General features: G+C 74.6%; 21 protein-coding genes and 3 tRNA genes. 18 read left to right on the top strand and 6 right to left on the bottom strand.

Going from position 1 to position 21,617, the window contains the following annotated elements:
• Positions 1-71: 71 nt before the first annotated feature.
• A complete protein-coding gene (locus HOY81_RS10835) occupies positions 72-1,340 on the bottom strand; it encodes a sensor histidine kinase (RefSeq protein WP_237320063.1) in 1,269 nt (422 codons plus the stop codon).
• Between the two features lie 257 nt (positions 1,341-1,597).
• Between HOY81_RS10835 and HOY81_RS10830 the strand changes: the two genes are divergently transcribed.
• The 12 genes from HOY81_RS10830 to HOY81_RS10775 all read left to right on the top strand — a co-directional run bounded on the left by HOY81_RS10830 (position 1,598) and on the right by HOY81_RS10775 (position 13,624).
• On the top strand, positions 1,598-1,969 hold the full coding sequence (locus HOY81_RS10830) for an NADH-quinone oxidoreductase subunit A (RefSeq protein ID WP_237320062.1): 372 nt from the start codon (positions 1,598-1,600) through the stop codon (positions 1,967-1,969).
• Positions 1,960-2,559: an NADH-quinone oxidoreductase subunit B gene (locus tag HOY81_RS10825; protein ID WP_237320061.1), complete on the top strand. Its 600-nt coding sequence runs from the start codon at positions 1,960-1,962 to the stop codon at positions 2,557-2,559. The genes HOY81_RS10830 and HOY81_RS10825 overlap by 10 nt, the downstream gene beginning before the upstream one ends.
• Before the next feature lie 233 nt (positions 2,560-2,792).
• Positions 2,793-4,112 (top strand): NADH-quinone oxidoreductase subunit C, encoded by a 1,320-nt coding sequence (locus HOY81_RS10820; RefSeq protein WP_237320070.1) that lies wholly within the window; start codon positions 2,793-2,795, stop codon positions 4,110-4,112.
• The gene (locus tag HOY81_RS10815) at positions 4,109-5,068 is read left to right on the top strand and encodes a complex I subunit 1 family protein (protein ID WP_237320069.1); all 960 of its coding nucleotides are present in this window, start codon (positions 4,109-4,111) and stop codon (positions 5,066-5,068) included. The genes HOY81_RS10820 and HOY81_RS10815 overlap by 4 nt, the downstream gene beginning before the upstream one ends.
• A gap of 2 nt (positions 5,069-5,070) precedes the next feature.
• Positions 5,071-5,643: an NADH-quinone oxidoreductase subunit I gene (locus HOY81_RS10810; protein WP_237320060.1), complete on the top strand. Its 573-nt coding sequence runs from the start codon at positions 5,071-5,073 to the stop codon at positions 5,641-5,643.
• Positions 5,640-6,278 carry an NADH-quinone oxidoreductase subunit J gene (locus tag HOY81_RS10805; protein ID WP_237320059.1) on the top strand — a complete coding sequence of 213 codons (639 nt, stop codon included), beginning with the start codon at positions 5,640-5,642 and terminating at the stop codon, positions 6,276-6,278. The genes HOY81_RS10810 and HOY81_RS10805 overlap by 4 nt, the downstream gene beginning before the upstream one ends.
• A complete protein-coding gene (nuoK, locus tag HOY81_RS10800) occupies positions 6,278-6,721 on the top strand; it encodes an NADH-quinone oxidoreductase subunit NuoK (RefSeq protein ID WP_237320058.1) in 444 nt (147 codons plus the stop codon). Before HOY81_RS10805 ends, nuoK begins: the two co-directional genes overlap by 1 nt.
• Complete coding sequence (locus tag HOY81_RS10795) at positions 6,718-8,814, top strand: NADH-quinone oxidoreductase subunit L (protein ID WP_237320057.1); 2,097 nt, start codon at positions 6,718-6,720, stop codon at positions 8,812-8,814. Before nuoK ends, HOY81_RS10795 begins: the two co-directional genes overlap by 4 nt.
• A 2-nt stretch (positions 8,815-8,816) precedes the next feature.
• Positions 8,817-10,403, top strand: a complete 1,587-nt coding sequence (locus HOY81_RS10790; RefSeq protein ID WP_237320056.1) for a NuoM family protein — start codon at positions 8,817-8,819, stop codon at positions 10,401-10,403.
• A complete protein-coding gene (locus HOY81_RS10785; RefSeq protein WP_237320055.1) occupies positions 10,400-12,211 on the top strand; it encodes a proton-conducting transporter membrane subunit in 1,812 nt (603 codons plus the stop codon). The genes HOY81_RS10790 and HOY81_RS10785 overlap by 4 nt, the downstream gene beginning before the upstream one ends.
• Positions 12,212-12,359: 148 nt before the next feature.
• Positions 12,360-13,223: a zinc metalloprotease HtpX gene (gene htpX, locus HOY81_RS10780; protein ID WP_237320054.1), complete on the top strand. Its 864-nt coding sequence runs from the start codon at positions 12,360-12,362 to the stop codon at positions 13,221-13,223.
• On the top strand, positions 13,220-13,624 hold the full coding sequence (locus tag HOY81_RS10775) for a YccF domain-containing protein (protein ID WP_237320053.1): 405 nt from the start codon (positions 13,220-13,222) through the stop codon (positions 13,622-13,624). Before htpX ends, HOY81_RS10775 begins: the two co-directional genes overlap by 4 nt.
• Positions 13,625-14,175: 551 nt before the next feature.
• Here HOY81_RS10775 and HOY81_RS10770 read toward each other — a convergent pair.
• Complete coding sequence (locus HOY81_RS10770) at positions 14,176-14,664, bottom strand: YajQ family cyclic di-GMP-binding protein (protein WP_237320052.1); 489 nt, start codon at positions 14,662-14,664, stop codon at positions 14,176-14,178.
• Between the two features lie 290 nt (positions 14,665-14,954).
• Here HOY81_RS10770 and HOY81_RS10765 point away from each other — a divergent pair.
• A tRNA-Tyr gene (locus tag HOY81_RS10765) sits at positions 14,955-15,036 on the top strand.
• A 112-nt stretch (positions 15,037-15,148) separates the two neighbouring features.
• Here HOY81_RS10765 and HOY81_RS10760 read toward each other — a convergent pair.
• Both HOY81_RS10760 and HOY81_RS10755 read right to left on the bottom strand, forming a co-directional pair.
• A complete protein-coding gene (locus HOY81_RS10760) occupies positions 15,149-16,351 on the bottom strand; it encodes a DMT family transporter (protein WP_237320051.1) in 1,203 nt (400 codons plus the stop codon).
• A 224-nt stretch (positions 16,352-16,575) separates the two neighbouring features.
• Positions 16,576-17,415, bottom strand: coding sequence for a phytanoyl-CoA dioxygenase family protein (locus tag HOY81_RS10755; protein WP_237320050.1), 840 nt, complete (start codon positions 17,413-17,415; stop codon positions 16,576-16,578).
• A 367-nt stretch (positions 17,416-17,782) separates the two neighbouring features.
• Here HOY81_RS10755 and HOY81_RS10750 point away from each other — a divergent pair, with 367 nt between their 5' ends.
• Positions 17,783-18,175: a hypothetical protein gene (locus HOY81_RS10750; RefSeq protein WP_237320049.1), complete on the top strand. Its 393-nt coding sequence runs from the start codon at positions 17,783-17,785 to the stop codon at positions 18,173-18,175.
• 35 nt (positions 18,176-18,210) lie between these two features.
• Here HOY81_RS10750 and HOY81_RS10745 read toward each other — a convergent pair whose 3' ends face one another.
• Both HOY81_RS10745 and HOY81_RS10740 read right to left on the bottom strand, forming a co-directional pair.
• A complete protein-coding gene (locus HOY81_RS10745) occupies positions 18,211-18,894 on the bottom strand; it encodes an SDR family oxidoreductase (RefSeq protein ID WP_237320048.1) in 684 nt (227 codons plus the stop codon).
• Positions 18,895-18,930: 36 nt separating this feature from the next.
• Positions 18,931-20,220 (bottom strand): hydrolase, encoded by a 1,290-nt coding sequence (locus HOY81_RS10740; protein WP_237320047.1) that lies wholly within the window; start codon positions 20,218-20,220, stop codon positions 18,931-18,933.
• A gap of 304 nt (positions 20,221-20,524) precedes the next feature.
• Here HOY81_RS10740 and HOY81_RS10735 point away from each other — a divergent pair.
• The 4 genes from HOY81_RS10735 to HOY81_RS10720 all read left to right on the top strand — a co-directional run bounded on the left by HOY81_RS10735 (position 20,525) and on the right by HOY81_RS10720 (position 21,613).
• Positions 20,525-20,597: transfer RNA gene (locus HOY81_RS10735), tRNA-Thr, on the top strand.
• 50 nt (positions 20,598-20,647) lie between these two features.
• Positions 20,648-20,720, top strand: a tRNA-Met gene (locus tag HOY81_RS10730).
• A gap of 89 nt (positions 20,721-20,809) precedes the next feature.
• Complete coding sequence (rpmG, locus tag HOY81_RS27565) at positions 20,810-20,974, top strand: 50S ribosomal protein L33 (RefSeq protein WP_018834916.1); 165 nt, start codon at positions 20,810-20,812, stop codon at positions 20,972-20,974.
• A 186-nt stretch (positions 20,975-21,160) separates the two neighbouring features.
• On the top strand, positions 21,161-21,613 hold the full coding sequence (locus HOY81_RS10720; RefSeq protein ID WP_237320046.1) for a MaoC family dehydratase N-terminal domain-containing protein: 453 nt from the start codon (positions 21,161-21,163) through the stop codon (positions 21,611-21,613).
• Positions 21,614-21,617: the final 4 nt, after the last annotated feature.

Here is a 21,617-nt window from a genome sequence, read left to right as displayed (position 1 = left end):
TCCAGCTCCTCCAGCTTCCGCGCCGGGGGCGGGCGGTGCCATGCGGCCGGTCGGTGTTCCGGTCCGGGGGTTTACCCCACCCCCCGGCCCGGCTTCGCCCCGGGCCGCTCCGCCGGCGCGTTCCCGCGCGCCCGCTCCGGCTCCGGGGAGTGGGGGCCGCGGGCCGCCGGGTCGGTGCGCTCCCGGTCGCGCCAGGGGAGCTCGGCGGTGATCACGGTCGGCCCGCCGGCCGGGGAGTCCAGCAGCAGCAGCCCGTCGACGGAGTCCAGCCGGTCGGCCAGTCCGGCCAGGCCGCTGCCCGCGCCGGCGTTCGCGCCGCCGCGCCCGTCGTCCCGCACCTGGAGCAGCAGCCGGTCACCCGCCCGCCACACCTCCACCCCGGCCGTACGGGCGCCGCTGTGCTTGCTGACGTTCTGCAGCAGCTCGGAGACGGTGAAGTAGGCGATCCCCTCGATGGCCGCCGCCGGGCGCACGCCCAGGTCGGTGGAGACGGTGACCGGGACGGTGCAGCGGGCGGAGAGGGCGGAGAGGGCGGGGCCGAGGCCGCGGTCGGTGAGGATGGCGGGGTGGATGCCGCGGGCGAGGTCGCGGAGTTCCTGGAGGGCGAGTTTCACCTCGCCGTGGGCCTCGTCGACCATGCGGGCGGCGGCCTCCGGGTCCTCCAGCAGCTTCTCCTTGGCGAGGCCGAGGCCCATGGCGAGGGTGACCAGGCGGGCCTGGGCGCCGTCGTGCAGGTCGCGCTCGATGCGGCGCAGGTCGGCGGCGGCGGTGTCCACCACCGTCCCCCGGTCCGACTCCAGCTCGGCGATCCGCCGCTCCAGCTCGTCCGAGGGGGAGAGCAGCCCGCGCACCATCGCCCGGTCCACGTCCGACAGCCCGCGCACCACCCACGGCAGCACCGGCCACAGCACGAACAGCCCGGTCAGGGTCACGGCGAAGGTGAGCACGCCCCACGGCAGCCGGATCAGCGAGTACAGCGCGTGCCGCCAGGCCACCGGGTCCTTCAGCCGCACCCACAGCCAGGGGAAGAAACCGCGCTCGGCGGTCCGCAGCGGGCTGGGCTCCTCGACCCGCACCCGCAGCAGCGCCCGCGCCCGGCCCCGCTCCAGCCGCCCGAACCACCGGCAGCCGCTCAGCGCCAGGGCCAGCAGCGGCAGCCCGATGACGGTGAGCGAGCTGAGCCCGCAGACGTACACGCACACCATGACGTAGACAAAGCCGGCGATGTCCAGCGGCATGTTCGTCAGCAGGTGGGCGATCTCCCGCCAGGTCTGGGCGCTCAGCGGCGCGCGGGGCGGGGGCAGCCGGCCCTCGTCGGGCTCCGTGGGGCTCGCGGTCATGGGCCCCAGAGTGCCCCGCTCCGGACCGGCGGCGCCATGGGGTTCGTGGGTGTCCCGGGGTGGGGTTGTCCCCACCGGCCCGGCCCTCGGCCGTACGGGTGAGGGGGCCGGGGGCGCGGACGGTGTCTCCGTGCGCGGACGGGCCGCAGACGCCGCCGTGAGCAGGGCCTAGACTCCGGTGCGTACGGATCGTCGGAAGGACGAGAGTCGGGACTGCAGCGAGACTGCGGCACACGAACAGGTGAGGACGGGCGGACGTGCCGGACTACTTCCACGGCTATTCGGTCGTCGGGCTGGTCGCGGTCGTCGGTGTGCTCTTCGTCGCGGTGGCCTTCACGGCCGGCCGGCTGCTGCGGCCGGTCGCGCCGACGCCGGAGAAGCTGCTGACGTACGAGTGCGGCGTCGACCCGGTCGGCGAGGGCTGGGCCCACACGCAGGTGCGTTACTACGTCTACGCCTTCCTCTACGTGATCTTCGCCGTGGACTCCGTCTTCCTCTTCCCCTGGGCGACCGTCTTCGCCGCGCCGGGCTTCGGCGGGATCACCCTGGTGGAGATGTTCGTCTTCCTCGGCTTTCTGACCGTCGGGCTCCTCTACGCATGGAAGAAGGGCGTCCTGGAATGGACGTGACCCGCACCGACCTCCCCGAGCCCCGCAGGCTCGGGGCACTGGCCCGGCTGGCCCCCGAGCCCATGAAGGTGGTCCTGAACTGGGGCCGCCGCTACAGCCTGTGGGTCTTCAACTTCGGCCTCGCCTGCTGCGCGATCGAGTTCATCGCCGCGTCCATGGCCCGGCACGACTTCATCCGGCTCGGCGTGATCCCCTTCGCGCCCGGCCCCCGGCAGGCCGACCTGATGGTGGTCTCCGGGACGGTCACCGACAAGATGGCCCCGGCCGTCAAGCGGCTCTACGAGCAGATGCCGGACCCGAAGTACGTGATCTCCTTCGGTGCCTGCTCCAACTGCGGCGGTCCCTACTGGGACTCGTACGCCGTGACCAAGGGCGTGGACCAGATCATCCCCGTCGACGTCTACGTGCCCGGCTGCCCGCCGCGGCCCGAGGCGCTGCTCCAGGGCGTCCTGAAGCTGCAGGAGAAGATCGCCCGGGAGTCCGTCGCCGAGCGGTACGGCACTCCGGGCGGGGCCTCCGCGGGGGCGCTGACCAGCGGGCTGGTCACGCCGCCGGAGACGCCCGGGGCGCGGGCGGAGGGCGCCTCGTGACCGGGACGCCGGAGCCCGGAGGCCGCCCGGAGGAGCGGCCGGAGCGCCCGGCGGGCGCGGGCGCCGCCGACGCCACCGGGGCCGCCTCCTCCCCGGACGCCTCCGCGGGGGGAGCGCCGACCGGCCCGAACGCCGCCGGGGCGGCTTCCGGCGGCGCCGCGTCCGCCGCGGACGGTCCTGCCGGAGACGCTGCCGCCGGGGAGCAGCCGGACGCGCCCGAGCCCCAGCCGCCGGTGGGGTGGCTGCCGCGTGGCGCGGAGGAACTCTTCGGCGCGGGCGCCTCCGCCGCCGAGGCGTACGGACTGCTCACCGTCGACGTCCCGGCCGGCGGCTGGCTCGACGCCCTCCGGGCCGCCCGCGACGACCTCGGGTGCCGCTACTTCGACTGGCTGAGCGCGGTCGACGAGCCGGACGCCGGCTTCCGGGTCTGCGCCCACCTCGTGGCGCTGCCCGCCGGCCACGGCACCGGGCTGCGCCGCCTCGTCGTACGGACCACCGTGCCGCACGACGCCCCCGCGCTGCCCACGGCGACCGGCGTGTTCGCGGGCGCCGCCTGGCACGAACGCGAGACCCACGAGATGTTCGGCGTCGACTTCACCGGCCATCCCGGACTGGAACCGCTGCTGCTGCCCGAGAGCTTCGAAGGCCACCCGCTGCGGAAGGACTTCGTGCTGGCCGCCCGGGTCGTCAAGGCGTGGCCCGGGGCCAAGGAACCCGGCGAGTCCGGGCACGGCGGGCCCAAGCGGCGGCAGATGCTGCCGCCGGGCGTGCCCGACCCCAACGAGTGGGGGCCGCTCAAGGGACAGCTCCCGCCCGCGCCCTCCCGCCCCGCGCGCGGCCGCGCGGCCGGGGACCGGACGCGCCGCAGCCGCACGGCCTCCGCCGGGTCCGCCAGTCAGCGGGCCGAGGCGTCCCCTCCGGAGGAGTCCGCGTCGGCGGGCGCGGAGGGTGCGGCGTCCGGGCCGGCGGCTTCGAGTCCGGTGCGGCGGTCGCGGAGCGCGAGCGAGGGCTCGGCCAGTCAGCGGGCGGAGGCGTCCCCTCCGGAGGAGTCCGCGTCGGCGGGCGCGGAGGGTGCGGCGTCCGGGCCGGCGGCTTCGCGTCCGCCGCGCCGGTCCCGGAGCGCGAGCGAGGGCTCGGCCAGCCAGCGGCGTACACCCGGGACGGGCGAGACCGGCGCCCCGGAGAGCGGGAGCCGGGACACCGGCGGCCCGGAGGCCGGGAACGCCGCGGAGAGCGGCGGCGCCGCGCAGGGTGACCGCCCGGAGGCCGGGGGCCCCGCGCCCCATGAGCGCTCCCGCCCCGCCCCCGGTGGCCGCTCCACGGACGCGCCGTGGCACCATGCCCAGCCCGCGGACGACGACGCCACGCCGCCGGAGAACGGCACGCCCGGCACCCCGGACCGTCCCGGCACCCCGGACCGCCCCGAGGACAGGGACCACGCCCGGGAGGGCGGCGCCCGCCGGGAACCGGGCGGCGACGCCGGCCGGCGCGGCGCGACGGCCCCCGAGGACGGCACGCCCCGGCGCGACGAGGAGACGGGAGAGGAGAGCTGATGGACGCGCTCGACGTCACCCTGCGGCTGCTCGCCGTCCTGCTCGTCTTCCTCACCTTCCCGCTGCTCGTCGGCCAGACCGAGCACAAGGTGATGGCCCACATGCAGGGCCGCGTCGGCCCGATGCACGCCGGGGGATTCCACGGCTGGGCCCAGCTCGTCGCCGACGGCGTGAAGTTCGCGCAGAAGGAGGACGTGGTCCCGGCCGGCGCCGACCGCCGCATCTTCCAGCTCGCCCCCGCGGTGGCGCTGATCCCCTATCTGCTGGTCCTCATCGTGATCCCGCTGGCGCCGGACGGCGGCGTGGGCCAGGTGATCGACGCCGGGATCTTCTTCGTGCTCGCGGTGCTGGGCGTCGGGGTGCTGGGCTCCCTGATGGGCGGCTGGGCCTCGGCCAACAAGTACTCGCTGCTCGGCGGCCTGCGCACCGCCGCCCAGCTCATGGCGTACGAGCTGCCGATGCTGCTCGCCGCCGCCTCTGTCGCCATGGCCGCCGGCACCCTCTCGCTGCCCGGCATCCTGGCGGGGTTCGAGTGGTGGTGGGTGCCCTGGCAGCTCATCGGCGCCTTCGTCTTCTTCACCGCCGGACTGGCCGAGCTGCAACGCCCGCCGTTCGACGCCCCGGTGGCCGACTCGGAGATCATCTTCGGCGCGTACACCGAGTACACCGGGCTGCGCTTCGCGCTCTTCCTGCTCGCCGAGTACGCGGGCATCGTGGTGCTCTGCGCGCTCACCACGGTGCTCTTCCTGGGCGGCTGGCACGGCCCGTTCGCCGGCGAGTTCGGCTGGCTGTGGACGCTGCTGAAGACCGCCGTCCTCGCCTTCCTGGTCATCTGGCTGCGGGTCAGCTACCCGCGGCTGCGTGAGGACCAGCTCCAGCGCGTCGCCTGGACGGCGCTCGTTCCGCTCGCCCTCTTCCAGATCGCCCTCACCGGCGTCGTCAAGGTGGTGATGTGACCATGGCCGGCCTTCCCGGTTCCGGTCTCGCCAAGGGGCTCGCCGTCACCCTGCGCACCATGACCCGGCGCTCGGTCACCGAGCACTACCCGGAGGCGCAGCCCGAGCTGCCGCCGCGCAGCCGCGGGGTGATCGCGCTCTTCGAGGAGAACTGCACGGTCTGCATGCTCTGCGCCCGCGAGTGCCCCGACTGGTGCATCTACATCGACTCGCACAAGGAGACGGTGCCGCCCGCGGCCCCCGGCGGGCGGGAGCGCAGCCGCAACGTGCTGGACCGCTTCGCCATCGACTTCGCGCTCTGCATGTACTGCGGCATCTGCATCGAGGTGTGCCCGTTCGACGCGCTCTTCTGGTCGCCGGAGTTCGAGTACGCCGAGACGGACATCCGCGATCTCACCCACGAGCGGGACACCCTCCGCGCGTGGATGTGGACGGTGCCGGAGCCGCCGGCGCTCGACCCGGGCGCGGAGGAGCCCAAGGAGATCGCCGCCGCCCGCAAGACCGCGGAGAAGCGGGCCGCGGCCCGGGAGGACGGCACGGGAACGGGCGACGCCGGTCCGGGGGACGGCGCGTGAGCCCGCTCGCCGCCGGGCACCCCGGCTTCCTGTCGCCGACCGGCGTCGAGATCGTCTTCGTCCTGGTCGGCCTGGTCACCCTGGCCGCCGCCGTGGCCACCGTCACCACCCGGCAGCTCGTGCACGCCGCGCTCTGGCTGGTCGTCACCCTCGGTGGGGTCGCCGTCGCGTACCTGCTGCTGACGGCCGAGTTCATCGCCTGGGTGCAGGTCCTCATCTACGTGGGCTCGGTGGTCGTGCTGCTGCTCTTCGGGCTGATGCTCACCCGGGCGCCCATCGGGCGCTCCCCGGACGCCGACTCCGGCAACCGCCCGGTGGCGCTGGTCGTCGCGGTGGCGGCCGCCGCCACCCTGGTCACCGTCGTGGTGGACGCCTTCCGCACCGCCTGGATCGACGTCCAGGGCACGCCCCAGGGCGCGACCCGGGTCACCGGGGAGACGCTCTTCCAGCACTGGGTGCTGCCTTTCGAGGCGCTCTCGGTGCTGCTGCTGGCGGCGCTGGTCGGAGCGATCGTGCTCTCCCGGCGCGACGGCCGCGACGGCCGCGCGGGCCGTACGGGCGGCCCGGACGCCCGGAAGAGCCCCGGCGGTAGGGGCGGCCCGGACCGCCCGGCGCGCGGGGAGGGGCGCCCCTGATGCATCTCGCCTACCCCGCCGTCCTCGCCGTGCTGCTCTTCTGCACCGGCCTCTACGGCGTGCTCGCCCGCCGCAACGCCATCCTGGTGCTGATGTCGGTCGAGCTGATGCTCAACGCCGTCAACCTCAACCTCGTCGCCTTCGACGTCTGGCTCCGCGACACCCTGCACGCCGGCCAGGCGCTCACCCTGTTCACCATCGCCCTCGCCGCCGCCGAGATCGGCATCGGCCTCGCCATCGTCCTGCTCGTCTACCGCAACCGCGGCAGCTCCGCCCTCGACCGGCTGCGCGACCTGAGGGAGAGCGCCCGGGCCGACGCGGAGGCCGCCACGGCCGAGGCCGCCGCCGCGGACCGGCCCGCCGCCGGGACCGCCGCCGGCGACGGCGCGGAGACCGCCGGCACCGCGGGCACACCGGGCACCGCCGGGAGGCAGACCGCGTGACCACCCTCACCCTCGCCGTCCTCGTCCCGCTGCTGCCCTTCCTCGGGGCCGCCGCGGGCCTGCTGCTGGGCCGCCGGGCGCCCGGGCTGGTCCGGCCGCTCGCCGTGCTGCCCACCCTGGCCGCCGCGGTGCTCGCCGTCGTCGTGGCCGTACGGCAGGGCGGCGACACCGCAGTGCGCGGCGCCACCGAGCTGACCCCCACCGGGGACGCCGCCCTGCCCGTCGAGCTCGCCCTGCACATCGACGGCTTCGCGGCGCTCGTCGGCGTACTCGTCGGCGTGGTGGCCTCCTGCGTGCAGCTCTACTCCACGGCGTATCTGCGCGACGACCCCCGCTACTCCTCCTACGCCGCGCTCGTCTCCCTCTTCACCGCCGCGATGCTGCTGGTCGTCTACAGCGACGACCTGATCGTGCTGCTGGTCGGCTGGGAGATCATGGGCATCTGCTCGTACTTCCTGGTCGGCCACTACTGGGCGGCCAAGCCCGCCCGGGAGGCCTCGCTCAAGGCCTTCCTGGTCACCAAGCTCGGCGACGTCCCCTTCCTCATCGGCATCTTCGCGCTGGCGCACGAGCTGGGCACCTTCCGCATCAGCACCATCGTGATACGGCTCAGCTCCCCGCTCTCCGGCGCCGAACTGGAGCACCCCACCCTCGTCGCGCTGCTGCTGCTCGCCGGGGTCGCCGGGAAGTCCGCGCAGTTCCCGCTGCACACCTGGCTGCCCGACGCCATGGCCGGCCCCACCCCGGTCTCCGCGCTCATCCACGCGGCCACCATGGTCGCGGCGGGCATCTACCTGGTGGCCCGGCTGCTGCCCGTCTTCGCCGCCTCCGCCGCCGCGCTGGCCGTGCTCGCCGTCCTGGCCGCCGTCACCATGACCGGCGCCGCCCTGGCCGCGCTGGCCCAGGACGACATCAAGCGGGTGCTCGCCTACTCCACCCTCAGTCAGCTCGCGTACATGGCCGGGGCGCTGGCCGTCGCCGACCGCGGTGCCGCCGTCTTCCACCTCCTCTCCCACGGCGCCTTCAAGGCGCTGCTCTTCCTCGCCGCCGGCGTGCTGATCCACGCGGCGGGCACCAACTCGCTGGCCGCCATGTCGCGGATGCGCGGACTCGCCCGGCGCGTCCCGGACGCCTACTGGACCACCACCGTGGCCCTGCTCGCCCTGGCCGCGCTGCCGCCCTTCGCCGGCTTCTTCTCCAAGGAGGCCGTGCTCGCCGCCGCCGAACACGCCGCGCTCGGCGAGGAGCAGGGCGTGCCCGCCGGCGTCGGCTGGACCGTCCTGGTCGCCGGGATGCTGACCGCCCTGCTCACCGCCGGCTACGCGCTCCGGCTCTGGCTGCTCGCCTTCCGCGGCAGCGGAATCATGGACACGAGCCGCGGCAGCGGAATCATGGACACGAGCCGCGGCAGCGGAGGGACGGACACGAGCCGCGGCGGCCCCGAGGAGGCCCCGGACCACGGGCGGCAGCCCGTGGTCATGACGGCCGTCCTCTGGGTCCTCGCGGTGCCCTCCCTCGCCTTCGGCATCCTCTACGAGGCGCTGCCCGGCTGGTTCGACGGGCAGCCGCTCGACCCCACCCTGACCACCGGCGTGCTCGCCACCGGCCTCTCCCTCGTCGGCGGCATCGTCACCTACGCCGCCTGGCGCCACACCACGGCCCGGGCGGCCCGGGTGCCGATGGGCGCCGTCGCCGCCCACCCCGAGCGGGACGCGGGCCTCTCCGAGGCCGAGGCCATCGCCAGCCACGAGCCCGCCTACGGCGACATCGCCGCCGCCCCCGACCCCGCCGACCCGGGACGACTGCTCCTCGGCCCGCTGCACCGTCCCGCCGCGCACGGCTTCGGCCTGGACACCGCCTACTCCGTGCTCCTCGTCCGGCCCGTGCTGGCCGCCGCCCGGCTCGTCCGCTTCCTCGACCGCGAGGTCGTGGACACCTACGTCCGCGGCGCGGGCCTCGGCACCCGGCTGCTCGGCGGCGCGGTCCGCCGCGCCCAGACCGGCAACGTGCAGACCTACCTCGGCGCCCTGCTGGCCGGCTCCCTGGTGCTGGCCGTGGCCGTCGTCCTGGCGGCCGGAAACGGAGGAGCCTGACCGTGCTGCCCCTCAACGACACCGCGCTGGGCCTGCTGCTGGCCGTCGTCGTCGCGCTGCCGCTGCTCGGCGCGGGCGCCGCCCTGCTCCCCGCGCCCCCCGGCCTGCGCGGCAGCGGCCCGGACCAGGCCGTGCTGCGGCACGGCGTCACCGTCACCGGCGCCGTCCTCGCCGGGACGCTGCTGCTCGCCGCCGGCTTCGACCACGGTCAGCCCGCGCGTATCCAGGCCGAGACGGACCTCGCCTGGATCCCGGCCCTGGACATCCGGCTCCACCTCGGCATCGACGGCATCTCCCTGCCGCTGCTGGTGCTCACCGCACTGCTCACCTTCCTCTGCGCCCTGCACGCCTACTTCCGGACGCCCGCGGGCCCGTCCCCCGCGGCCTTCGTCGCCCTGCTCCTGCTGCTCGAGTTCGGCACCCTCGCCACCTTCGCCGTGCTCGACCTGCTGCTCTTCTTCCTCGCCTTCGAGACCGTCCTCATCCCGATGTACTTCCTCATCGCCCGCTGGGGCGGCGACGGACGCGGGCCCGCCGCCTGGAAGTTCATCCTCTACACCCTGCTCGGCTCCGTCGTGATGCTGCTCGGCCTCCTGGTCCTCGGCATCGAGGGCGGCACCTTCGACATGCTCGCACTCGCCACCGACAACGGACGGGACCTCGGCCACACCCCGCAACTCCTCGCCGTGCTCGCCATCGGCATCGGACTGGCCGTCAAGACCCCGATGTGGCCGCTGCACAGCTGGCTCCCCGACGCCCACACCGCCGCCCCCACCGTCGGCTCCGTGCTGCTCGCGGGGGTGCTGCTGAAGATGGGCACCTACGGCTTCGTCCGCATCCTGCTCCCGGCCGCCCCGGACGGCATGGCCACCTTCGCCCCCTACCTGGCGGCCTTCGCCGCCGCCGGCATCGTCTACGGCTCCCTCGCCTGCCTGGCCCTCGCCCGGCGCGGCGCCGGCGGCGACCTCAAGCGCCTCATCGCCTACTCCTCCGTCGGCCACATGGGCTTCGTGCTGCTCGGCATCGCCTCCCTGACCCCCACCGGGGTCAACGGCGCGCTCTTCGCCAACATCGCGCACGGTCTCATCACCGGCCTGCTCTTCTTCCTCGTCGGCGCCCTCAAGGACCGCACCGGCACCACCGAGCTGGACGCCCTGGCCGGCCGCACCGGCGCCGCGCTCTACGGCCGCGCCCCCCGCTTCGGCGGGCTGCTCGCCTTCGGCGCCGTCGCCTCCCTCGGGCTGCCCGGGCTCGCCGGGTTCTGGGGAGAGATGCTCGCCCTGCTCGGCGCCTTCGACCCGGCCCCCGGACTGAACCGCCCCGCCTTCCTCGTCTGCATGGCCGCCGGCGCCTTCGGCACCCTGCTCACCGCCGGTTACCTGCTGCTCGTGGTGCGCCGGGTGTGCATGGGCGACCCCGCGGAGCACCCGGAGGCCCTCCCCGTCGCCCTCCCCGACGTACGGACGTACGAGTTCACCGCCTGGACGCCGCTGGCCGTGCTCACCGTTCTCGCCGGGCTCTGGCCCGCGGTCCTCCTCTCCCTCACCGACCCCGCCGTGCAGCACCTCCTGCCAGGAGCGACCCCATGACCGCCGCCTCCGCGACCGCCGCGACCGCCGTCCAGCAGGGCGCGGCCGACACCCCGGCCGGCGCGCTGGTGCAGTCCGTCGACTGGCTCGCCATCGCCCCGCCCACCCTGGCGGCCGTCGCCGGCCTCGCCGTACTCGTCGCCGACCTCTTCCTGCCGGCCTCCCGCAAGCCGCTGCTCGGCGCCTTCGCGGTGACCGGCCTGCTCGCCGCCGGGCTCGCCCTCCTCCCCGCGCTGGACGGCGACCGCAGCACCTTCTGCCTCACCGCCGACCCCGCGGTGTGCAGCTACGTCGCCGACCCCTTCGCGCTGGTCGTCCAAGGGCTGGTGCTGGGTGGCGCGCTGCTCGTCGCCCTGCTGTCGCTGCCCGCCGTACGGGAGGAGCGGCTCCCCGCGGGGGAGTACTGGTTCCTGCTGCTCTCCTCCGCCGCCGGCGCCGCCCTGCTGCCCGCCGCCCGGGACCTGGCCACACTGGTCATCGCCCTGGAGGTCACCTCGCTGCCCGCCTTCGCGCTGGCCGGGATGCGCCGCGACGACAAGCGCTCCTCCGAGGCCGCGCTCAAGTTCTTCCTCTCCTCGGTCACCGCGACCGCCGTGATGCTGCTCGGCGTCAGCTTCGTCTACGCCGCCACCGGCTCGCTGCACCTGAGCGTGCTCGGCGAACGGCTGCCCGCCGCGGACTCCCGGCTGGCCACGCTCACCGCCGCCGGGGTCGTCCTCACCCTGGTCGGCTTCGCCTTCAAGACCGCCGCGGTGCCGTTCCACTTCTGGGTGCCCGACACCTACGCCGGTGCGCCGCTGCCGGTGGCCGCGTACCTCTCCGTGGTCGGGAAGGCGGCCGGCCTCGGCGGGCTGATCCTGGTGACCGTCCTCGCCTTCCCCGCCTACGACCACATCTGGGGCCCGGCGCTCGCGGTGCTGGCCGCGCTCACCATGACCGGCGGCAACGTCGCCGCCCTCCGCCAGCGGCCGGACCGCGCCCACAGCGCCGTACGCCTGCTGGCCTGGTCCTCCGTCGGCCAGGCGGGCTACCTGCTGGTGCCGCTCGCCGCGGCCGGCCTCGGCGACGACCCGAGCGGGGCGATCGGGGCCACCCTCGCCTACACCGTGATGTACGGCATCGTGAATCTCGGCGCCTTCGCCGTCGTCGCCCAGCTCGGCCGGGAGCGCCCCGCGCTGCGGCTGGCGGACCAGCGCGGGCTGCACCGCCGTCACCCGTTCGCCGCACTGGCGCTCGGCTTCTTCCTGCTCTGCCTCGCCGGGCTGCCGCCCGGGATCATCGGCCTCTTCGCCAAGGTCGCCGTCTTCCGTACCGCGGTGGACGCGGACCTCGGGTGGCTGGCCGTGGTGACGGCGGTGAACGTGGTGATCGCGCTCTACTACTACCTCCAGTGGACGGCGCTGCTCTTCCGGGCACCGGACGGCGCGGAGGCTGCGGTGCCCGCGGGGAAGCCGGGCGCCGCCGGGGAGCCGGGCCGTACCGGGCAGCCCGGAGAGCCGGCCAAGCGGGACCGTGCCGGTGAGGCGGGGGAGCCCGACCGTACCGGGCAGCCCGGAGAGCCGGCCGCACGGCCCGCGCCGGGCCCGGAAACGCAGCCCGCACCGGCCGCCGCCGGGGCCGGCCGGGCCGCCTCGGTCGCGGCACCGGCGCCCGCCCCCGAGGGGCCCGCCGCCGCGGCGCCGACCCCTCACCGCGGCACGTTCGCGGCACCGCTCACCCTCGTCACCGCCCTGACCTGCGCGGCCGCGCTCGTCCTTTCCGGCGCCCCCCAACTCGTCCTCCGGCTGCTCTCCGCGACCCTCTTCTAGCCCGTCCCCGCCCCGGACGGCCGCCGCCACCGGCCGTCCGGGAACTGGCGCAGCCCGTCTGGCGTTGACCGGTACGTGAGGGTCCACTGGAAGGTGGAACTGCCACCTGGCTCAGGGTTCCCCTGCTGCACCATCTGGAGGGCGCACTGTGCACCGCCGGCACAACGGGCTGAGGACGGCCCTGCTCCTCGGGGGACTGTCCGCCCTCATCATCGCCATCGGCAGCTTCTTCGGCCGTACGGGCCTGCTCCTCGCCGTCGTCATCGCGCTCGGCACCAACGCGTACGCCTACTGGAACAGCGACAAGCTCGCCCTGCGCGCCATGCGTGCGCGCCCGGTCAGCGAGTTCGAGGCGCCACGGCTCTACCGCATCGTGCGGGAGCTCTCCACGGCCGCCCGCCAGCCCATGCCACGGCTCTACCTCTCGCCCACCCAGGCACCGAACGCCTTCGCCACCGGGCGGAACCCGCGTAACGCCGCGGTGTGCTGCACCGACGGCATCCTGCGCATCCTCGACGAGCGGGAGCTGCGCGGCGTCCTCGGGCACGAGCTGAGCCATGTCTACAACCGCGACATCCTGATCTCCTCGGTCGCCGGCGCGCTCGCCTCGGTCGTCCTCTTCCTGGTGAACTTCGCCTGGCTGATCCCGTTCGGCCGCTCCGACGACGATGAGGGGCCCGGGCTCCTCGGCATGCTGCTGATCCTGCTGCTCGGCCCGCTGGCGGCCTCGCTCATCCAGCTCGGCGTCAGCCGCGCCCGGGAGTACGAGGCCGACGCCTCCGGCTCCCGGCTCACCGGCGACCCGCTGGCGCTCGCCTCCGCCCTGCGCAAACTGGAAGCGGGCACCAAACAGCTCCCGCTGCCTCCCGAGCCCCGGCTGGAGACGGCGAGCCACCTGATGATCGCCAACCCCTTCCGGCCCGGTGCGGGCATGTCCAAGCTCTTCTCGACGCACCCGCCCATGAGGGAACGCATCGCACGACTCGAACGGATGGCAGGCGAACGCTCGTGAGGACTCTGCTCAACGTCGTATGGCTGGTGCTCTCCGGCCTCTGGATGGCCCTCGGCTACGTGGTCGCGGGGATCATCTGCTTCATCCTGATCATCACCATCCCCTTCGGCATCGCGTGCTTCCGGATCGCCGCCTACGCCCTCTGGCCCTTCGGGCAGACCGTGCGGCAGCGCGGCGACGCGGGTGCCGCCTCCGGGGTGGGGAACGTGATCTGGCTGATCGTCGCCGGCATCTGGCTGGCGCTCGGCCACATCACCGCGGGCATCGCCTTCTGCGTCACGCTCATCGGCATCCCGTTCGGGATCGCCCACTTCAAGATGGTGCCCGTCTCCCTGATGCCGCTGGGCCGCGAGATCGTCCCCAGCGACTCCCCGGCCGCCTACCCCGCCTACCGCTGGTAACGGCCGCGCGGGCGCCGAGCCGCCCGCGGCGGCGAGCCCGCGTGCCCAACGCCGGCCGCGCCCTGCGGGCCGCTTCTCCTCCGGGGTCGGTGGTGCTCCGCCCCTCCGCCGGGCTCCTTTCCTCGGCGGGGATGAGCCGTAAGCCTCCACGTCGGGCAGGTGCGGCCAGGAGGCGGCCGCACCGACGCACAGCAGCCGGTACAGCTCGCCGCGGACGGGGGAGAGGGAGACGCCGGTGGCGTGAGCGAGGTCGCGCTGGGTCATGTCGCGGCGCTTGCGCACCTCGCGCAGGCGCGTGCCGATGTGGCTGTCGCTGTGCTCGGGCGTACTGCGCTCCGTTCTGAACTCGACCCTCAGAACGGTACGCCTGCACGAACGCGGTGTGTCTTGACCGGACCCCGTCCGTCACCCGCCGGACGCCCGCGGCCACGGCGCGGAACGCGCCGGCGCCCGGTCCTCCGAGGAGGTGCCGGGCGCCGACGGCCTCGCCGGTCACGGGCCGGGGGAGAACTGCTGCCGGGCCCCCGCTCGCCCCATGCTGGAGACGAGGTTCAGCGGTAGTTCACGAACTGCATCGCGAAGTCGAAGTCCTTGCCCTTCAGCAGGGAGATGACCTCCTGCAGCGCGTCCCGGCTCTTCGAGGACACCCGCAGCTCGTCGCCCTGGACCTGGGCCTTCACGCCCTTGGGACCCTCGTCCCGGATGACCTTGGCGACCTTCTTCGCGTTGTCCTGCGAGATGCCCTCCTGGAGGGAGGCGAAGAGCTTGTACTCCTTGCCGGAGGACTGCGGCTCGCCGACGTCCAGCGCCTTCAGCGAGATCCCGCGCTTGACCAGCTTGGACTGGAAGATGTCGAGTACGGCCCGCACCCGCTCCTCGGCGTTGGCCCGGATCTCGATCTTCTCGCCGGACCAGCCGATCGAGGCCCCCACGCCCTTGAAGTCGTAGCGCTGCGAGATCTCCTTCGCGGCCTGGTTGAGCGCGTTGTCGACCTCCTGCCGCTCGACCTTCGAGACGATGTCGAAACTGGAGTCGGCCATGGTGGGTTGGCTCCTCGTGCGTAGATCCGTCAGGGAGGGTTGAGCTTCCGGCGGTCGCCGTCGCCGACCGCCCCCGCGGCCCGGCTGGCGCCGTCCGCGCCCGCAAGCCTATGCCGATCGGGGGCGCGACGGGATCACCCGCACGCCGTCTCCCGCAGTGCTCCGCGGGGCGCGCGTGGGGCGGCGGGCCGGCGATCAAACCGGGTGGCGAAGCACCCCCCACCATCAGGTATGGTTTACACCGTTGCCACGGAGCGCGGCCCCGAGCCGGGTTTCCCGCAGCGACCCCAGGCGGTGTGCCCGAGCGGCCAAAGGGAGCAGACTGTAAATCTGCCGGCTCAGCCTTCCTAGGTTCGAATCCTAGCGCCGCCACACGAGGAAGCCCCTTCTCTCCCTGCTGCGAGGCAGGGAGAGAAGGGGCTTCTGCGTGTTCGGGGCGATTGGTGGTAGTGCAGCGTCGCTCCGCTTGTGAGGTCGCGACTCCTCACGGCTGGGCCCCGTCCGCAGCTCCTCGACGCGCAGGTGCCGGATCGACGTCGCCCCACTGCCCGGGCCTGCGCACGCCACCTCGGTCCGGCCAGGTCACTGGCCGCACGCCGCATCCAGGGCGCCGCCGCGGAGCCGGGTCACTGTGGGTCAGAACCTCGATGGCGGCAGTGAAGCACCCGTCCACGGGCCGGCCGGGTCGCCCGGGGAACCGGGGGCAGGACGTGGCGGCGCGGAGGGCGCCGTGCGCACCGGTGGGGGGGCGGGTCCGGGCCCCGGCGACGACCGGGTCCGTCGGCGGCCGGTGTGGTGGGCGGCCGCCCCGCTGGCCGAGGAGTACACCGGCGACGACGGCAACCGCGCCGGCAGGCTGGTGCCAGGCCGGCGCCTCACCGAGCACCACCACGCCCAGAGCCACGCCCACCACTGGCGTGAGGTAGGTGACCGCGGAGGCGCGGGTGGCTCCCCAGCAGGCCACGATGTTGGCGTTCCACACGTATGCCAGCCCCGTCCCGGCCGCGCCCAGTGCCAGGACGCTGAGGAGGACGCGCGCCGTGAGCGTCTCCGGTACGCCCGTTGCGCCCAGTGCGACCGGCAGAGTGAGTGCGGCGCCCAGGGTGACCTGCACCGTGGCCACCGGCAGGGCCGGGAGCCGGCGCGGGGCGAGAAACCGGCGCAGGTAGACGAAGGCCGTCCCGTAGCAGAGCGTCGCCGCCAGGCATGCCGCCTGAGCGGCGCCGGAGCTGCCGCCCGCCGCCCGCCACGGGGCGAGGGTCAGCACGACACCGCCGAAGCCGAGGGCCAGCGCGGTCAGCCGGGCACGGTCCGGTCGTTCCTCGGGCAGTGCCACCAGCGTGACGAGCGTGGTCATCAGCGGCGTGGTGGCGTTGAGGATGCTCGCGAGGCCCGAGGAGACATGCTGCTCGGCCCAGGCGAACAGCAGGAACGGGACCACACACAGCAGGACCGCGACGACGCCCAGGTGCCCCCATACGGCGGGTTGCCGGGGCAGTCGCCGTCGTGTCACGGCCGCCAGGAGCAGCAGGACGGCCGCCCCCGCGAGCAGGCGGCCGGCCACGACCTGCACTGGGGCCAGCCCCTCCAGCGCCACCTTGATGAACAGGAAGCTCGCGCCCCAGGACAGGGCCAGGAGCACGAACTGCACCGGCACCGTCCAGACCTTCGGTGCCCTCGCTGCCATCCGTCCTCCCCGCCGTCCGCTCGACCTGTCCGGCCACACCGTCACACGTCGGGACGGGAGGGGACCGGCGGTCATCCGACATCACGTTCGGGGCCGGTCACGCGCACGATGGGCCAGGAGCGGACAGAGGGGTGCCCGGGGGTGGGCCGCCCCGGTGCGCCAGGGCCGCTGCCCCGGCCCTGGCCGGTGCGCCGGTCGCTGGGACGGGCGGTGCCCGGTGGCGGTCAGGCGTCGCCCATGACGAGGCCTTCGATGGTGTGTTGCTGGACGAGCGGGGTCAGCTCCTCCACCACCGGGCAGTCCAGGTGGTCGCGGACGTGCCGGGGCAGGGTCTCCCAGTACGGGCGCGTGACCGCCATGCCGTGGTGCTCGGCGTTGGTGGCCTCCGGCCCGTCGACGCCGAGGACGAGGACGGGGCGGGACGTGCCGGAGCGGTTGGCGGTGCCGCGGTGGATGGTCAGGGCGGAGCGTGCGGAGATGTCGCCGCGGCGGGGGTACTTGCGGACCGCGCGGCTCTCGTAGCGGTCGTACGCGGACCGGGGCGGGAACATGCGGTGCTCGAAGTCCTGCCCGTCGTCCCACTGCGTGCCCGGCGCGATCTCGAAGGGGCCCATGGCCTCCTCGGTGTCGACGGTGGTGAGGTTGAAGGCCAGGGAGGTCAGGCGCCGTCCGGTGCGGGTCTCCTCGGGGCTGGGGAAGTCGCGGTGCCAGGGCTGTCGTTCGGCGCCGGGGAGCGGCACGTCGAAGCCGAGTTCGACGATGCGGTACTCGGGGCCCAGAACCGCATGGCACAGGCTGCGCACCCACGGGTGGCCGGCCAGCCCGGCGAAGTCCCGGATCTGCTCCGGGTAAATCTCCACGTAGTAGCGGTGCGGTCCGCGGCCGACGGCGCCGCCCGGCCTGTCCAGGGCCTCCCGGAAGGCGCCGGCGATGTCCTCACCGAGGCGATCGGCCCACTGCGGGGTGAAGGCGTCGGCGCGTGCGGTGATGCCGTCCCGGTAGAGCGCCTCGACGTCCGCCGCCACGTCCGGGAGCGCCTCGCCGGCTGCCGCGACCGCGTCCATGGTGCCTCCCTGCGCTGGGTGCCGGGCATGTCGCCGACCATGTTGCAACGTTGTATTCAACGTTGCAACAGTCCGGGAGGCACCGACCTGCGGGGCGCCGGACCGTGAGGAGTGAGAGGTGGTGCAGGCAGCAGCAGGGACACACGAGCGGGTGTCCGGAGCAGGCCACCACCGGACCCGGCCGCCGGGGTCGTCCGGGCCTGCGCCCCGCGGCGGTTTCGCCGAGCCGGCTCCGCCGCGGCTCGGTAACATCGGGAGGGACCACCTGGTGCGGGCCGCCCTCAGCCGGCCGCTCCGAGCGGGCCGCCGGCCCCCCCGGGGGTGGCGACCCTCACCCGTACGGCTGCGGCTGCGTGGAGGGTGAACGATGGCGCGCACGCATGCATTCAAGGACGAGCTCGAGTCGGAGAGCGTGGAGCTCCCCGAGCTGGGCCGGTACGAGTGGCGAACGGGGCGCTTCGGTGACCAGTACGTGCGCTTCGAGTCGGTGCCGGCGGGCTTCGACGACGCGGAGCTGCTCAAGGGACTGCCCGACGACTCCTGCCAGTGCGAGCACTACGGCTACCTGTTCCAGGGCAAGTTCGTGTTCCGCTACCCGGACGGAAGCGAGGACGTCGTCAGCGCCGGGCAGGCGTACTACGCCCGGCCCGGCCACACGTGGAAGGTCCTGGAGGACAGCGAGACCGTCGAGTTCAGCCCGGCGGACCAGTTCGACCGGCTGATGGAGCACGTCGCCAGGAACCTCGAGGCGAGCGGCTGACCCTTCCGGGAAGCCGCCCGCCCCGGGCGGGCGGCTCAGCCCGCGGCCGTGCCCCCGTCGGTGGTGGCCGCGGCGGCGACCGCGGCGGCGACGGGCGTGTCGCCGCCGATCAGCTCCAGGGTGCGGCCGGCCGTGCGGGGCTCGTCCAGCAGCGCGACGAGCACCGCGGCGACGTCCGCGCGGGTGACCTCGTCGCGGCCGGTGCGCTCGGCGAGGGTGACGCGGCCGGTGGCCGGCCCGTCGGTGAGGCGGCCCGGGCGCAGGATGGTCCAGTCGAGCCCGGTGCCGGTCCGTACGGCGGCGTCGGCGGCGCCCTTGGCGCGGAGGTAGGCGGCGAAGACGGGGTCCATCCCGGGCGGCGGCTCCTCGTCCGCGCGCATGGCGGAGACCACCAGGAAGCGGCGTACGCCCGCGCGTTCGGCGGCGTCCGCGAAGAGCACGGCGGCGCCGCGGTCGACGGTGTCCTTGCGGGCCGCGCCGCTGCCGGGACCGGCCCCGGCGGCGAACACCGCGGCGTCCGCGCCCTCCAGATGCCCCGCCACCTGCTCGACGGAGGCGGATTCCAGGTCGCAGACCACGGCGTCGGCGCCTTCGGCGCGCAGGTCCCCCGCCTGGTCCGGGTCGCGGATGAGGCCGACGGGGGTGTCGCCCCGGTCGGCGAGGAGGCGTTCGAGCTGTCGGGCGATCTTGCCGTGTCCTCCGGCGATGACTGTGCGCATGTCCCCGACCGTACGCCCGCCGGGCGCGCGCCCGGGTCAGCCCTGGGCCTGGCGCGGCAGGTCGAACTCGGCTGCCGCGGCGGAGTCGCAGTACTCCCGGACGGCGCTGGTACGCGCCACCACGCGCCCCCGGTGCACCACGATCCTGCTGTACGCGAGCGAGAGCACCCCCGCGACGTCGTCACCGCGCACGGCGAGCAGCTCGGCGGGGAAGCCGGCCTCGACCCGGACCTCGGGCAGCCCCATGACCGACCGGGCGCCGGTGCTGACGGCGGCGTACGCGGCGCGGGGGCTCGCCTCGCCGTGCGAGGCGAGGAGGTAGGCGGCCTCCAGCGGGTCGCCCCGGCCGACCGGGTTGGCGTGGTCGCGCAGGGCGCCGCTGCCGGCGGCGACGGTGACTCCGGCGGCGCGCAGCAGTCGTACGGGCGCCACCCGGAAGGGCGCGCCGCGCTCCAGCGTGCCGCAGGCGCCCTGCGGGAGGGCGACGACGGTGACGCCCGCGGCCGCGAGCTGGTCGGCGGCGCGGCCGGCCCGGTCCTGCGGCAGCCGGGACAGCCCGCCGCAGGGGCCGAGGGTGACGCCGGGCCGCAGCCCCCCGGCCGCCGCGGCGAGGCGGGCCAGCCGGGCCGGGTCGTCGGCGTCGGTGTGCAGGTCCACGGCGCAGCCGTGTTCGGCGGCGACGGAGAGCACGGCGTCGACATAGCCGCCGGGGTCCGGGTCCAGGTCGGGGCAGCCGCCGACCACGGTGGCGCCCATCTTGACCGCGTCCCGCAGCATCGCCAGTTCCTCCGCGCCGGCGAGCCCGGTGAGCAGCCGGGGCACGGCGACGGTGGTGAGCTCGGCGAGGCCGCGCAGGGCGCGGCGGGCCTGGAGCACGGCCTCCAGGGCGTGCAGCCCGGTGACGTCGCCGACCCGTACGTGCGTACGGGTGGCGGTGGCGCCGTGGCCGAGCTGGAGCAGGGCGGCCTCGGTGGTGCGGCGCTGCACCTCCTCCGGGTCGCCGGAGGGCGGCCCGGCGCCGCCCGGCGGGGCGGACGGCGGCGGTGCGGCGGCGGTCAGCGCGGTGTCGTGGTGGGCGTGCGGCTCCGCGGGGGCGGGCAGCAGGAGATAGCCGGTGAGGTCGAGGCGTGCGCAGTGCGCCGGGGCGGGCCCGGCGGTGGCGCCGCCGAGGCTGCCGGCCGTGCCGACCGCCTCGATACGCCCGCCGCCGAGCCGCACGTCCACGGTCCGCCCGTCCGCGAGCCGGGCGCCGCAGAGCAGCAGCGCCGGGGGCTCGGCGGCTGCGCGCTCGTGGCTGCCCGGCTCCGGCTGCCGGCTGTCGGTCATCGTGCTCCCCGGGGTCTGTCCGGCGGAAGGAGTCCGTCCGATGATCAAAGTCGCTCGCGTGAGTCGAGAGTACGGCGCGGCGGCCACGGCGCAGCGGAGGAGCCGAATAGTCGTACCGGCGTGGTGTGTGGTGGGCGGGTCCGGCGGGTACCGCTTCTCTTGCGGCAGCTCCCAGCTCCGCGCCGCAGGCGGTCGGCGGGGCGGTGCCTCCGGGGGCCGCCGGGTGGTCTCCCCGGGACGGCGGGGTGGCCGCGGGATACGGATTTCACCTTCGGCGGGCGAACGTGTAATGTCTTCACCGCTCGCCCCAATAGCTCAGTCGGCAGAGCGTCTCCATGGTAAGGAGAAGGTCAACGGTTCGATTCCGTTTTGGGGCTCTGATGTGTGAGGCCCTCTGCTCGTGCGGGTGGAGGGCAGCTCGCATCGCGGCGGCGTAGCTCAGTCGGTAGAGCAAACGGCTCATAATCGTTGTGTCACCGGTTCAAGTCCGGTCGCCGCTACTTCACTGACAGTAGCCGATTGCGGGCTCAGTCCTCCGATCGGCTACTCTTTCTGCGTTGAACCGTCCCATCCGTCAAGGAGCACTCACGTGGCTGCCACCGACGTCCGCCCGAAGATCACGCTGGCCTGCGTGGAGTGCAAGGAGCGGAACTACATCACCAAGAAGAACCGGCGGAACAACCCGGACCGCATGGAGATGAAGAAGCACTGCCCGCGCTGCAACGCGCACACCGCGCACCGCGAGACGCGCTGACCCGCTTCCTCTCCCGAGGCCGCCCCCTGTCCGGGGGGCGGCCTCGAGGTGTACCCGGGCACCGTTTCAGCGTGGTGACAGCCGCTGCATCCCGGGCCGCTGTAGACCGGCGGGAGGACCGGAGTGCCCCGTCGGAGACCGTGCGGGGCGCTCCCTGAGAGCTACGAGCCAGGAGGTGGCGAGCCGATGGCGCTCGACCAGTCGTTCGTGGGGCGGAGCTATCCGCCCACCCGCCCGTACGAGGTCGGCCGGGAGAAGATCCGCGAGTTCGCCGAGGCGATCGGTGACGCCAACCCCGCGTACACCGATCCCGAGGCGGCCGCGGCGCTGGGCCACCCCGAGGTGATCGCCCCGCCCACCTTCGTCTTCGCGATCACCTACCGGGCGGCCGGCCAGGTCGTCCGCGACCCGCAGCTCGGGCTCGACTACAGCCGCGTGGTGCACGGCGACCAGAAGTTCGCCTACACCCGCCCGGTGCGGGCCGGCGACGTGCTGACGGTCACCTCCAGCATCGAGTCGGTGAAGTCGCTGGCGGGCAACGACGTGGTGGACATCCGCGGCGAGGTCCACGACGCGGCCGGCGCCCACGTGGTGACCGCCTGGACCAAGCTGGTGGCGCGGGCCGCCGAGGAGGGCTGAGCAC

The sequence above is a fragment of the Streptomyces sp. JJ36 genome (assembly GCF_021696945.1).
Taxonomy (GTDB): domain Bacteria; phylum Actinomycetota; class Actinomycetes; order Streptomycetales; family Streptomycetaceae; genus Streptomyces.
The sequence above is the reverse complement of the archived record's forward strand: the minus strand, read 5'-3'. Positions and strand labels throughout refer to the sequence as shown.

Coding starts and splice junctions, on each gene's coding strand:
- HOY81_RS10835 (WP_237320063.1), bottom strand. CDS start 1,340: ATGACCGCGAGCCCCACGGAGCCCGACGAGGGCCGGCTGCCCCCGCCC.
- HOY81_RS10825 (WP_237320061.1), top strand. CDS start 1,960: ATGGACGTGACCCGCACCGACCTCCCCGAGCCCCGCAGGCTCGGGGCA.
- HOY81_RS10810 (WP_237320060.1), top strand. CDS start 5,071: ATGGCCGGCCTTCCCGGTTCCGGTCTCGCCAAGGGGCTCGCCGTCACC.
- nuoK (WP_237320058.1), top strand. CDS start 6,278: ATGCATCTCGCCTACCCCGCCGTCCTCGCCGTGCTGCTCTTCTGCACC.
- HOY81_RS10785 (WP_237320055.1), top strand. CDS start 10,400: ATGACCGCCGCCTCCGCGACCGCCGCGACCGCCGTCCAGCAGGGCGCG.
- HOY81_RS10770 (WP_237320052.1), bottom strand. CDS start 14,664: ATGGCCGACTCCAGTTTCGACATCGTCTCGAAGGTCGAGCGGCAGGAG.
- HOY81_RS10760 (WP_237320051.1), bottom strand. CDS start 16,351: ATGGCAGCGAGGGCACCGAAGGTCTGGACGGTGCCGGTGCAGTTCGTG.
- HOY81_RS10755 (WP_237320050.1), bottom strand. CDS start 17,415: ATGGACGCGGTCGCGGCAGCCGGCGAGGCGCTCCCGGACGTGGCGGCG.
- HOY81_RS10750 (WP_237320049.1), top strand. CDS start 17,783: ATGGCGCGCACGCATGCATTCAAGGACGAGCTCGAGTCGGAGAGCGTG.
- HOY81_RS10745 (WP_237320048.1), bottom strand. CDS start 18,894: ATGCGCACAGTCATCGCCGGAGGACACGGCAAGATCGCCCGACAGCTC.
- HOY81_RS10740 (WP_237320047.1), bottom strand. CDS start 20,220: ATGACCGACAGCCGGCAGCCGGAGCCGGGCAGCCACGAGCGCGCAGCC.
- HOY81_RS10720 (WP_237320046.1), top strand. CDS start 21,161: ATGGCGCTCGACCAGTCGTTCGTGGGGCGGAGCTATCCGCCCACCCGC.